Origin of the sequence: Brevibacterium antiquum (genome assembly GCF_016107655.1) — a bacterium.
Lineage (GTDB): Bacteria > Actinomycetota > Actinomycetes > Actinomycetales > Brevibacteriaceae > Brevibacterium > Brevibacterium antiquum.
On record NZ_JABASX010000002.1, the window covers coordinates 441,575 to 454,388 of the forward strand.

General features: G+C 64.2%; 10 protein-coding genes. All 10 read left to right on the forward strand.

Annotated elements, in window-relative coordinates:
* The first annotated feature begins 33 nt into the window (after positions 1 to 33).
* The 10 genes from JFC13_RS05230 to JFC13_RS05275 all read left to right on the forward strand — a co-directional run bounded on the left by JFC13_RS05230 (position 34) and on the right by JFC13_RS05275 (position 12,805).
* Positions 34 to 1,689: a PucR family transcriptional regulator gene (locus JFC13_RS05230; RefSeq protein ID WP_198396027.1), complete on the forward strand. Its 1,656-nt coding sequence runs from the start codon at positions 34 to 36 to the stop codon at positions 1,687 to 1,689.
* Positions 1,690 to 1,855: 166 nt separating this feature from the next.
* Positions 1,856 to 3,343, forward strand: a complete 1,488-nt coding sequence (locus JFC13_RS05235) for a type III PLP-dependent enzyme domain-containing protein (RefSeq protein WP_198396028.1) — start codon at positions 1,856 to 1,858, stop codon at positions 3,341 to 3,343.
* Positions 3,344 to 3,430: 87 nt separating this feature from the next.
* The gene (locus JFC13_RS05240; protein ID WP_198396029.1) at positions 3,431 to 5,257 is read left to right on the forward strand and encodes an ABC transporter substrate-binding protein; all 1,827 of its coding nucleotides are present in this window, start codon (positions 3,431 to 3,433) and stop codon (positions 5,255 to 5,257) included.
* Positions 5,258 to 5,389: 132 nt separating this feature from the next.
* Positions 5,390 to 6,469, forward strand: a complete 1,080-nt coding sequence (locus JFC13_RS05245; protein ID WP_198396030.1) for an ABC transporter permease — start codon at positions 5,390 to 5,392, stop codon at positions 6,467 to 6,469.
* Complete coding sequence (locus JFC13_RS05250) at positions 6,469 to 7,437, forward strand: ABC transporter permease (protein ID WP_232488197.1); 969 nt, start codon at positions 6,469 to 6,471, stop codon at positions 7,435 to 7,437. Before JFC13_RS05245 ends, JFC13_RS05250 begins: the two co-directional genes overlap by 1 nt.
* Positions 7,437 to 9,092 (forward strand): ATP-binding cassette domain-containing protein, encoded by a 1,656-nt coding sequence (locus JFC13_RS05255; RefSeq protein WP_198396031.1) that lies wholly within the window; start codon positions 7,437 to 7,439, stop codon positions 9,090 to 9,092. The genes JFC13_RS05250 and JFC13_RS05255 overlap by 1 nt, the downstream gene beginning before the upstream one ends.
* The gene (locus tag JFC13_RS05260) at positions 9,085 to 10,182 is read left to right on the forward strand and encodes a S66 peptidase family protein (RefSeq protein ID WP_198396032.1); all 1,098 of its coding nucleotides are present in this window, start codon (positions 9,085 to 9,087) and stop codon (positions 10,180 to 10,182) included. Before JFC13_RS05255 ends, JFC13_RS05260 begins: the two co-directional genes overlap by 8 nt.
* 48 nt (positions 10,183 to 10,230) lie before the next feature.
* Complete coding sequence (locus JFC13_RS05265) at positions 10,231 to 11,103, forward strand: serine hydrolase (RefSeq protein WP_232488198.1); 873 nt, start codon at positions 10,231 to 10,233, stop codon at positions 11,101 to 11,103.
* An 81-nt stretch (positions 11,104 to 11,184) separates the two neighbouring features.
* On the forward strand, positions 11,185 to 11,499 hold the full coding sequence (locus JFC13_RS05270; protein WP_198396033.1) for a DUF3870 domain-containing protein: 315 nt from the start codon (positions 11,185 to 11,187) through the stop codon (positions 11,497 to 11,499).
* Between the two features lie 154 nt (positions 11,500 to 11,653).
* Entirely contained in the window at positions 11,654 to 12,805 is a 1,152-nt protein-coding gene (locus JFC13_RS05275; RefSeq protein ID WP_198396034.1) for a DUF819 family protein, read from the forward strand.
* Positions 12,806 to 12,814: the final 9 nt, after the last annotated feature.

Below are 12,814 nucleotides of genomic sequence, written 5' to 3' on the forward strand. Positions count from 1 at the left end.
GTGTGTGAGTGCACCGTTGACTACAGTGGGGGTATGAGTGGAACGAATGCCCTGCGCGTCTCCCGCCTGTTGCGAGAGACCGCGGGGTTTCTGCTTCCCCTGACTCAGACCGAAATCGACGTCGAGGTGACTCGTATCGAATTCGACCTCGACCTCCGAAGCTCGGCTGCGGCTCTCGGGTCTCCCGCTGGACTCGCGGGGGCCGTCCTCCTCGTCACCGAAGCCGTAGACGGTGTGGCCGGACTCAACGCGATCCGCTCACGATTTGCGGGTGCCGCGGCACTCATAGTTCCGCCGGGAACGCATACCCACCTCGGTGAGGGGACAGACACCTCAGCGCCGCCCATTCTGCTTGAGCGGTCAACGGGCGTGACCTGGTCCGAGGTCCTCGTCCATCTGCGACAGCTCAACGAGGGTGCCTCGAGCGCCCTGGCTTGGCCCGACGTCGATGATCTCAGCGCGCTGGCCGCGGTCATCGCGGAGATGACAGGTGCGTCGATCACGATCGAGGACCCGGCGTCGCGTGTGCTCGCGCACTCCAACCTCGGCGATGAGATCGATGACATTCGACGGGAGACGATCCTCTCGGGCGCGATTCCGGGGTGGCGGATCGCTGAGCTTGAGGAGTCCGGATTCCTCGACGTCGTCCGCCACTCGACTGATGTCGTCGAGAGACCAGCCGAGGGCGCCACTCCTGCCCGTTCGGTCATCGCACTGCGCAGCGAGGGCGAGCTGCTCGGCACGATCTGGGCTGCCTACCCGGATTCGGTGGATCCCGCGTCTCTGCGCGATGTCCTCCGCGATGCGGCCCGAGCCGCGCTGCCGGTCATGCTGCGGACCCTGCGACGTTCCCCGTTCGAGAAACGGATCCGTCGCGAGGCCCTCGGCTCGATCCTCGGTGGCTCGCCGGACCTTGGGCCGGCCGCGACCCTGCTCGCGCTGCCATTCTCCGGGCACTATGCAACCCTGGCCTTCGCCGAGGTGGCCCCCGACCGAGAGCCCGTGCTGAGGTTTCATCTGCGGGCCGCCTTCGCCGATGCCGTGCTCGCCCACGTAGGCTCGGACGGTCATCTGGCCGTGCTCGTGCACATGAGCGAAGGAATGAAAGCCGCCGACATCAGGTCTCATGTCGCCTCAGCGCTGCAGCGGTCCCTGTCTCCGAGCGAGCCGCTGCACTTCGGGGTGGGCGTCGCGGTCGAACGTCTCGACCTTGTGCATCGATCGTGGACCGAGGCGGTGTACGTCCTCGATGCGCTGCTGACACGATCGAAGAGCGGTGCGGCCACATCTGCAGGCAGCACGCCCGCGGGCAACCAGTCTGCGGGCGCCACATGTGCCGACGACCACAGCATGGTCTGCGGTGCGACAGCCGAGGACGTCGCAGCCGAACTCGTCGGAGTCGAGGCTGCTGATGCCCTGCGCTCCATAGGACCTCGCATCACCGAGCCTGCCCGACTGCTTGCCGAGCATGATGCGAAGCACCAGGGGCAGCTGCTGGAGACTCTGCGTGTGTACTTTGCCACGGTCGGCAATTCCGCTGAGGCGTCCCGTCGTCTGCACGTCCACACGAATTCGCTGCGGCATCGTCTCAGCCGGATCGAAGAGATCACCGGACTGTCGACTGCCGAGCGGTCCGGACGTCTGTGGCTGGAGCTCGCGGTGCTCGTCTTCGACCGGGAGCGAGCCTGAGTCGAGACTGACCGCGCCTACTGGCGTTCAGCAGTCGACCAAGGATCGCCACGGCCGGCGGCTGTGCGAATCTCACAAGGTTCCACGGCAAAGTTTGGCAGATTATTGTCCGTTCGTCCTGGTGCTCGCGTTCTACAGTGGCAGCACACCATGAACGAAGGACAGTATGCACAGCAACCAGTCGGGGCCATCGGTCCAGGTCAGCCGGGATCAAGCCATCAAGGCAATCGCGAACAGCACGGTGGGCCAGATCCCGCAGCTCGACGATTCGACCCCGGTGATCGGACTCATCGACCTCGACCAGATCGACACAGCATATGAGCATCTGACCTCTGCCTTCGCCGGAGACAATGACGTCCTCCACGCCGTGGCCTGCAAAGCCGTGCCACTGCAGCCCCTGCTGCGCTATTACGCCGAGGCCGGCGCCGGCTGTGAGGTCGCGAGTCCGGGAGAACTCGAGCTGGCTCTGACTGCCGGATTCGCGCCGGAGAACATCGTCTTCGACTCCCCGGCGAAGACCATGAGCGAGCTCAAGCGCGCCGTCGAACTCGGGGTATCGATGAACATCGACAACTTCGCCGAGCTCGAGCGACTGGACGGGCTTGTTGACGGACAGACCGCCTCGGCGACGGTGGGCGGCTCCACCGGGACCACCTCGGCGAGGGTGGGGGTTCGGATCAATCCGCAGTCGGGGACGGGCAGGATCGGTGCGCTGTCCACCGCCACGCAGACCTCGAAGTTCGGCATCGGACTGGCCGACCCCGGGGCTCGCGAGGCACTCATCGAGGCGTATCTGGCACGTCCCTGGCTCAACCAGATCCACGTCCACTCGGGTTCCCAGGGCATCAGCCTCGATCAAGCCGCCGCCGGCATCGAAACGGTCGTCGAACTGGCGCAGGAGATCAATGCGCGCGCCGCGCAGGCACAGACCCACAGTCGCGACCGCCAGGTCACCCGCATCGACATCGGCGGGGGACTGCCGGTGAACTTCGCAGGAGAGGACATCACCCCGACCTTCGCCGAATACCGGGCCGTGCTCGAAACGCAGGTCCCGGGCCTGTTCGACTTCGACATCATCACGGAATTCGGTCGCGCGCTCCTAGCCAAGGCCGGCACGATCCTCACCCACGTCGAATACGCGAAGACCACCGGCGGTCGGCGCATCGCCATGACCCACGCCGGCGTCCAGGTCGCGACCCGCACGGCGTACGCCCCCGCAGACTGGCCGCTGCGGATCCTCCCCTTCAACCCGGACGGCAGTCCCAAATCCGCCGAGGCTGTACCCACCGATGTCGCAGGCCCTGCCTGCTTCGCCGGTGACCTCCTGGCTCGCGACCGAAATCTGCCGCGCCTCGACGCCGGTGACATCGTGGCCGTGCCCGACACCGGCGCCTACTACTTCTCCAATCCGTTCTCCTACAACCTGCTCCCGCGGGTCCCTATCTTCGGGTACCGGGTACGGCTGGACGTGAGCGCCGACGCCCACCGCCACCTCGGCGAGGGGGAGTTCGAGTTCTCGCTCATCCGGCGCGGACAGACCATCGCGGAGGTCCTCGCCGAGGCGGGCGAGGTCAGGATTCACCCGCTGCAGACCGGACTTTCGAAAGCGGGTGAGAATGGCGCAGAACGACAGGGCGCGCTTGCCCCGAATTGACGTTCCGAGAACTTAAGATGAAGTGTGAGCAGGCTCTCACCTGCAACGACTGATAACTGAATCACCAAATCGAGAAAAAGGACAACGATGTTCGCTCAATATAAGCTGCGCAAGCGGTTGGGAACGTGCCTGGCCGGTCTTGCGGCAATGGCACTCGTCGGCTCTATGGCCGCCGCCCCTGCTCAAGCAGAGACCACAGAGGCAGCCGACGATTCCACGGTGCTGCGGATCGCCACCGACGGCTTCATCGACTCGTTCAATCCGTTCACCTCCTTCTACCTGATGCCGACGAATACGTTCAAATACATGTACGAGAACCTCGTCGGCAACAGTGCCGAAGACACGCAGGTCTCGGAAGGTCTCGCCACCGAATGGGACACCGATTCCGAGGGCAAGGTCTGGACGTACAAGATTCGTCCCGATATGAAGTGGTCCGATGGAGAACCGCTGACAGCAAAGGACGTCTCCTGGACATACAACCAGATGATGGAGAAGGAGGAACTGTCGGTCGCCAATGGCGCCCTCGTCGAGAACTTCGACAAGGTCGAAACCCCAGACGACCAGACCGTGGTCATCACTCTGAAGGACCCACAGGCGAACAACCCGGGCCAGGAGATTCCGGTCGTTCCCGAGCACATCTGGTCGAAGGTCGACAAGCCCGGCGAGTTCAAGAACGATGAGAAGACCGTGGGCTCGGGGCCCTTCCAGCTCGAGAGCTACGAGGCGAACAAGTCCGTCACGCTCAAGGCCAACCCCAACTTCTGGCGCGGTGAGCCCAAGCTCGAGGAGATCCAATACCGCTACTACACGAATTCCGACGCCCAGGTGCAGGCGATCCGCTCCGGTGAGGTCGACTTCATCACCGGACTGACTCCCGAGCAGTTCAAGGCCATCGAAGGCGCCGACAACGTCGAGACCAATGTGGGCAATGGGCGCAGGTTCCAGGGAATCTCCATCAACTCCGGACTGGCCGACGCCGACAACAAGGAATTCGGCACCGGCAATGAGGCGCTCAAGGACAAGCAGGTCCGTCAAGCCATCCGAGCAGGCATCGACATCGACACCCTGCGTGATCAGGTGCTGCAGGACTACGGACAGCCTGCCACAAGCTTCGTGCCATCCGTGTATGAGACGTGGGCGCTTCCCAAAGACGATCCGGCGATCACCGGCTTCAACGTCGAGAAGGCGAAGAAGCTTCTCGACGACGCCGGTTGGAAGGAAGGCTCCGACGGCATCCGCGAGAAAGACGGAGAGAAGCTTCAGCTGCGCTTCCTCACCGACTCCGACGCCACGGTCGAACAGAACACGGCGAAGTTCCTCAAACCGTGGATGAAGGACATCGGCATCAGTCTCAAGAACGAGGCCAGCGACGTCGACACCGTGTCCGAGCGCACCACCAAGGGTGACTACGACATGTACTTCTCAGGATGGTCGCTCGGTCCGGACCCCGACTACCAGTTGTTCATCAACACCTGCGATTCGCGCCCCGACGCCGACGGCAACGGCGGCACCAGCCAGGACGGCTACTGCAACAAGGACTTCGACAAGCTCTACCGGCAGCAGCACGTCGAACTTGATGAGGGCAAACGCGCCGACCTGGTCCACCAGGCGCTGGCTCAGCATTACGAGGACGCCGCTTCGATCACGCTGTGGTACCCGAATCAGCTCGAGGCCTTCCGCTCCGACCGGTTCACCGGTTTCACCAAGCAGCCCACCGATGGCGGCATCATCGCCAACCAGGTCGGCTACTGGGGATACTCCGCGGTCGAACCCGCCAGCGCGGAGGACGCTTCCGGTGACGGCGGCGGCCTCGGCGCAGGCGGCTGGATCGGCATCGCCGTCGCAGCCATCGTGGTCATCGGCGGAGGCGGCTTCCTGATCAGCCGTCGCAAGAAGTCCGACGATCGCGAATAGTCCCAGCACCGACAACCATCGTCGGCGAGTGTCGTGCCCACGGCGCTCGCCGACGATGGTCCTCGCCATCGCAACCCACCCGACGATGGTCCCTGCACCACCTGCATCCCCAGTGACACCAGGAGTTTCCCAGTGACAACACCGACGCACGACCTCCCCACCCCCGCGGGCGGCCCCGAATCAGGAGGCTCCGGCATCTCCGGAGGTCCCAGCCGCGACATGGACGAACCGCCGAAGGGTGCCTCGTTTGTCAGCTATCTCCTGCGCAAACTCGGCGGTGCCCTGACCTCGATGATCCTTGTCATCGTCCTCGGCTTCTTCGCCTTCCGCATGCTGCCCGGCGATCCGGTCCTCAAGATCGCCAAGGAACGCCCGATGAGCCCGGCACAGATCGCCGAGCTGCGCAGCCAGTACGGTCTCGACAAACCGGTCATCGTCCAATTCTGGGACTACCTGGTCGGCATCTTCACCGGCGACTTCGGCGAAAGCTACGTCTACCGCAAACCCGTCGCCGCGCTCATCGGCGAGTACTTGGGACCCACGCTCCTGCTCACTGCCGCCGCCGCCGTCATCGCCATCGGACTGGGCCTGTGGCTGGGCCAGCTCTCGGCTTGGCGCCGCAATTCACTCTTCGACAAGATCGCCTCCTCAACCTCGCTCGTGTTCTGGTCGGTGCCCACCTTCTGGCTGGGTCTCATCCTCCTCATGATCTTCGGCGGCACCCTGCAGTGGCTGCCCACCGGCGGCATGATCACGCCCGGACTGGACCCGTGGTCATTCGCCGGCATCGTCGACATCATCAAGCACCTGATCCTGCCGGTCATCACCATGGTGGCCGTCGTCTACGCACAGTTCCTCATGGTCATGCGCGCCTCCCTTATCGAAGAGATGAGTGAGGACTATCTGACCACCGCCCGGGCCAAGGGCCTGACCGAGGACGAGGTGCGCAAGAAGCATGCCGTACCCAACGCACTGCTGCCCACGGTCACGGTCGTGTTCATGCACATCGGCGGACTCATCGCCGGTGCGGTCACCGTCGAGGCCGTATTCTCCTGGCCGGGCCTGGGCAAGCTGACGTTCGAAGCGATCAGCGGACCGGATCTGCCGCTGCTGCAGGGCACCTTCGTCGTGTTCTCGGCCATCATCATCGTCATGAATCTGGCGGCCGACATCGTCTACCGGTTCCTGGATCCACGAGTCAGGAGGGCCTGATGAGCAAGAACGACACCACCGCCGAGGCGAACGCTCCCGAACCGACCCCAAGCACCACCTCGGCGAACGCTCCCGTCATCGACGGCGCGAAGCTCGTCCGTGAACGCCGACTGACCAACGCCAAGAAGAACTGGTCCCTGTTCCGCTCCGACATCCCCGCGATGGTCGGCGCGATCGTGCTCGTCTTCTTCGTCCTCATCGCGATCTTCGCCCCACTCATCGCCCCCGCCTCGATGCTCGATGTGACGAAGCAGCTCGACGTGCCCCGCTACGCCCCGCCGAGTCTCGCCCATCCGCTGGGCACCGACGATCTGGGCCGCGAACTCTGGGTCCGCATCCTCTGGGGCGCCCGAGTGTCCATCCTCGTCGGCGTTGCCGCCACAGTGATGTCGATGGTCATCGGCACCGTGATGGGTCTGGCAGCCGGACACTTCTCCGGACTCTTCGGCGCGATCGTCATGCGCATCATCGACTTCTTCATCGTCCTGCCCTCCCTGCTGCTGGCGATCGTCCTCTCCTCCGTCCTCGAACGGGGCGTCTTCACGATCGTCATCGCGATCGGCCTGACCTCCTGGGCATCGACGGCACGCATCGTGCGCTCCCAGACCTTGAGCGTTGAGTCTCGGCTCTACATCGAAAGGGCGCGCATCCTCGGCGCCGGACATAGGCACATCCTGTTCAAACACATGCTGCCCGCAGTGATGCCGCTGGTGCTGGCGAACACGACCCTGACGGTGGGCAGCGCGATCATCGCCGAATCGACCCTGTCCTTCCTGGGTCTGGGGGACACGAGCAAAGAGTCGTGGGGAACGATCCTGAAGAACTCGATGGACATCTCCGCCGCGACCTCGGGCTACTGGTGGTACGTGCTCACACCCGGCATCGCGATCCTGCTCGTGGTGCTCGCCTTCACGATGGTCGGGCGTGCGTTCGAAGCCATCATCAACCCAGCCCTGAGGAGCCGCTGATGACCGACCTCAGCTTTGACAAGGTCTCGATCACCTACCGTTCGGCTTCGGCCCGCGGCGACGTCACCGCCGTCAGCGACATCAGCCTCGACCTGCCCACCGGTGCCACTCTCGGCATCGCCGGGGAGTCCGGCTCGGGCAAGTCCACGTTGATCATGTCGGTCCTGCGCCTGCTGCCCAAGTCCGCGCAGATCGACGGGCAGGTCAGTCTCGGCGGGAAGGACATCAGGGATCTCAGCTTCGGCCAGATCCGGGCGGTGCGCTGGGCGCAGGCCTCGATCGTCTTCCAGGGCGCTCTGCACTCGCTCAACCCCGTGCGCGAGGTGGGCGGACAGATCGTCGAGGCCCTCGAACACCACGCGAAGGGCACCTGGACGACACCGGCCAAACGACGAGACCGGATGTTCGAACTCCTCGAGGAGGTCGACCTCGATCCGAGCAAGGCCGTGGCGTATCCGCATGAACTCTCCGGTGGGCAGAAGCAGCGGATCATGATCGCTATGGCCCTGGCCTGCGAACCGGACATCATCATCGCCGACGAACCGACCACCGCCCTCGACGTCATCGTGCAGAAGCAGATTCTCGTGGGCCTGGCGAAGCTGGTCGCCGAACGCGGGATCTCGCTGCTCATGATCAGCCACGACCTCGCCGTGCTCTCCGCAGTGTGTGAGAACCTCGCGATCATGCGCTACGGCAGGCTCGTAGAGTACGGTCCCAGCGACCAGGTGTGCCTGTCGCCGCAGGAGGACTATACGAAGCAGCTGGCCGGTGCGTTCCCGCAGATCGGAGACGCCGAGTCGCGGATGAATCCCCGAACCCTCAAGCCCGCCGAGGTGCGCCGGGCCGAACCGTTCACGATGACCGACGAGGTGGTCCTCGAGGCCAAGAACCTCAACGTCTCCTTCGACACCCGGCAGGGCAGGGAACGGGCCGTGCGCGACGTCGATCTGGCGCTGCACAAGGCCGAGATCCTCGCCGTCGTCGGCCAGTCCGGGTCGGGCAAGACGACCCTGGCCAGGTCTCTGCTCGGCCTGCAGGAGGTGGATTCGGGCTCGCAGATGGAGTTCGCTGGCAAGGCCCTGCCGAAGAAGGCGAAGGCACTGCGGACCTTCCGTCGACAGGTGCAGATGATCCTCCAAGACCCCTCGGGCTCGCTCAACCCGAAGCGCAGCGTCTACGAAGCGGTGGTCGAGGGCCTGCGCGTGCAGAAGATCACCGACAACGAATACGCGCGAGTCATCGGGGCGCTGGAAGCCGCCGAGCTGACTCCCGCGGCCGACTACCTCGAGTCGATCCCGCAGGAGCTCTCCGGTGGACAGAGGCAGAGGGTCGTCATCGCCGGAGCGCTGGCGCTGGACCCACAGGTGCTCATCGCCGATGAACCCGTCGCCTCCCTCGACGCCTCCGTGCGCGGAGAGATCCTCTCCCTGTTCCTGGCGCTGAAGAAGAACCTGGGGATGAGCGCCCTGATCATCACCCACGACCTCGGACTGGCGTGGAACATCGCCGATACAGTGGCCGTGATGAAGAAGGGCGAGATCGTCGAGTACGGCGATGTCGACACCGTGCTGGCGAACCCGCAGCACGCATACACGCAGGAACTCCTCGCTGCAGTTCCCCGATTGGGAAGTCAGAGTCTGGTCAAGCATGCATAGCTCCACCCCTTCCGACGCTCAGCCGAACTCGAGCACGAGCCCGTACCTGGGCACCGCGCCGCTGCAGGCCGACGACACTGTCCACCTCATCGCGCCCTCGGGACCCACAGACGAGGATTCCCTGCTGCGGGCGATCGCGCAGCTCGAATCCTGGGGGCTGCACGTAGTCGTCGGTGACAACGTCCGCGCTCGTCACCCACGCGTGAAGTATCTGGCGGGAACCGACGAGCAGCGCCGAACTGACCTCGTCGAGGCCTGGTGCGATCCGAACGCCGCAGCGGTCATCGCTCTGCGCGGGGGATTCGGGGCGATGCGGCTGCTCGACGGCATCGACTTCGACCACATGCGCACCCACGCGCTGCGTCCGGACGGGCGCCCCAAGCTGCTGACCGGCTCTTCGGACATCACAGCGCTGCACCAGGCCTGGGTCCACCACCTGTCGGTGGCGACGCTGTTCTGCCCGATGGTCGGCAACGATCCATTCAAGAACTCCACGGTCGTGCCCGCCGAGGTGGCCAGCTGGCTGTTCGCACCCTGGGGTGGCCGCGAACTCGGGTTCCCCGCGGGGGAATCGCGGGCAGGCGAGAGGGCGGCGCCCCTAGCCGTGGGCTCGGCGTCCCCAGACGCGGGCTCTGCGTCCCCTCGCCCGCTCAGCCGGGCGCGAACCTTGGTTCCGGGGACGGCGAAGGGCCGCCTCGGCGGGGGAAACCTCAGTCTGGTCGCGGCCGGGATGGGCAGTCCGGAACTGGCCGGGGTGCGTGAGCTGCGTGAACGCAGCGGACCCTCGATCCTCATGCTCGAGGACGTCGACGAGGAACTCTACCGACTCGACAACCTGCTCGTGCAGCTGGTCCGCGGCGGCTGGTTCGGCTCGGCGGACGCAGTGGTGCTGGGATCCTGGCAGGACTGCGCCGAGATCGACGAGGTCGAGTCGTTGGTCATGGACTACCTCGGCGAGGCGGGAATACCGATCGTGAGCGAGATGGGCTTCGGGCATGACCCGGATGCGCCGAGCACTCCGTTGGGAGTCGCCGTCACACTCGAGGCTCCGGCCCAGGGTCGACCGCGAATGTGGGTGGACGGGGCGTGAGGGGACTGTGATGCTGAAAGATGTCGATGGAGAAGAGGAATTCGCACGATGACGGAACACATGACGATGAGTGGGGACATGAACACGGGGACGGCGTCGAACATGGCTGCGGCGTCGAACATGGGCGACGTGGACTTCGACAGACTGCCGGGAGTGCGCTTCAGCGCCCTGGCCTTCGACTTCGACAGCGGCGAACGCGTGTTCGCCCACAACGAGAACGATGAACTCGACACCGCCAGCATGGGCAAGGTTTTCCTCCTGCATACGGCCCTGCAGATGCACGTCAACGGCAATCTCAACCTGTCCGAGCGTCTGTCGCGCAGACCCTCGGAGCGCGTCGACGAGTCGGGCATCTGGTATCTGATGGAGCAGGACGAACTGAGCGTCTATGACGTGGCCGTGCTCGTCGGGGCGTTCAGCGACAACTTCGCGACCAATGTGCTCATTCGTCGCATCGGCCTCGAGAACGTCGCCCGCCAGGTCGAGGATCTGGGATACAGGAGCTCCGGCCTCCATGACTTCCTCCGCTGGCCGCGACCGGCCAGGGCGCCGCGAACACTGTCGACGGGCACCGCGGCCGAGCTCAGCGACTTCATGGCCCGGCACGCGAAGGACGAGTTCTGGGATGAGTCGACGAACGAGATCTTCCGGCGCTGGTTGGGCGCCGGCGCGGACACCTCGATGGTCGCCTCGGCGTTCGATCTCGATCCTCTGGCCCACTACAACTATCAGCGCGACGTGTGGGTCTGGAACAAGACCGGCACGAACGGGACGATCCGGGCCGACGCCGGAATCGCCATGACACCGACTCGGCGGGTGGCCTACGCCGTGTTCGCCAACTGGGAGAAGGACACGGACCGGGTCGTCGACGTCATGCCGATCATGCGCGAAGCCGGCGACGCCATCCACCGATTCCTCTGACGTTCCGGACGTCGATCAGCATTCAATCGGCTCAGGAATACGCACTCTCACACGCCGTTCCTCGAGTATCGTTGATGTCCTATGACCTCCTCGATCTACGTCACAGGCGAAGCGAAAGCACCGTCGAACAACCCGATCATGGCACAGTACGGATTGTTCTACATCGCCTTCGAGATCGAGGCGGAGACACATCGAGTCCTCGATGTCGACTGCTCGGCGACGTTGGCCCTGACAAGGAAGTTCATCAGGGGCCTGTTCATCGACGCAGACATCAGGGACACCGGTCGACTCACGGATTCGATCACAGCCAGATACCACGGGTCCTCCCAGAAGGCGCTCATCGTCGCGGTGAACAACGCGGCGAAGAAGTACCAAGAGCTCCCGCCCCTCGGCTGATTCGACTCCTCGACCACCAAGATTGCCTGGCCCCCTCGCCGGACCGGATCCAATCGACAACAGCACATGGCTTCACCGCGCACTGCGCCTGCACCTCGTGGAATGGACCGAGGGCAGCGTGACGCGGTCCAATCCACCTGAAGGAGTGTCGTTTGTGATTACGGACGGTTTTCTATTCATCAGCCTGCTGCTGGCGATTTCGGCGATTCTCGTCGTCGCCGATCGCAGCGGGAAATTCAAAGTATTCAAATATGTCCCCGGGTTCGTCTTCCTCTACATCGTGGCGGCCCTGCTCAACACGGTCGGCATGTTCGACCACGACGCGATAGACGGCGTCGGCGACGGGTTGCAGGACGCGCTGCTGCCGGCGATGATCCTGCTCCTGCTGTTCAAATGCGATGTGCGACAGATCATCCGGCTCGGACCGAAACTGCTGCTGACCTTCGTAGTGACGGCTGCGAGCATCATCGTCGGCTTCATCGTCGCCTACCTGATCGTGCATTCGGCTTTGGCTCCCGAATCGTGGAAGGCCCTCGGTGCGCTCAATGCGTCATGGACCGGCGGTTCGGCCAATATGGTCGCCGTTCAGAATATTCTGGAGGCGCCGGAGGGCATCTTCGGCTATGTGCTCATCGTCGACACCGTTCTCTACTCCTTCTGGCTGCTCCTTATCTTCTCTTCGGTCGCCGTCTCCGATAAGTTCAACAGATGGACGAAGGCAGACACCTCGAAGTTCGACTTCGCCGATCGGGTCACCGACGAGAAGGAGAATCCGATGACGCTGTCCTCGATCATCGGTCTGCTGGGCTTCTCCCTGCTCGTCTCCGCCTTGGCAGCCAAGGCGGGCGAATTGCTCCCGGAGGTGGGCACGGTGATCAATGCCTCGGCCTGGACGATCCTCATCGTGAGCATCCTGGGCCTGGTCATCGGGTCTACCCGGTGGGGACGGGCAGCGGGCTCGAGCCAGCTCGCGACCATCATGCTCTACATCATCATCGGCATCATCGCCTCCGGATCCGACTTCACCTCGCTGGCCGAAGCCCCGATCTATCTGGTCGCCGGCGTGATCGTGCTCCTCGTCCACATCGTCATCATGCTCGTCTATGCGAAGCTGACGAAGACCGAACTGTTCAGTATTGCCGTGGCCAGCACCGCGAACATCGGGGGAATCGCCTCGGCGCCGGTGGTCGCGGGTGCTTTCAACCGTCAGCTGGTGCCGGTGGGCGTGCTCTTCGCGCTCATCGGAACGTTTTCCGGGACATTCCTCGGGCTGTGGTCGGCGCAGCTGATGTCGGGCATCGGATGATGAGCGTGA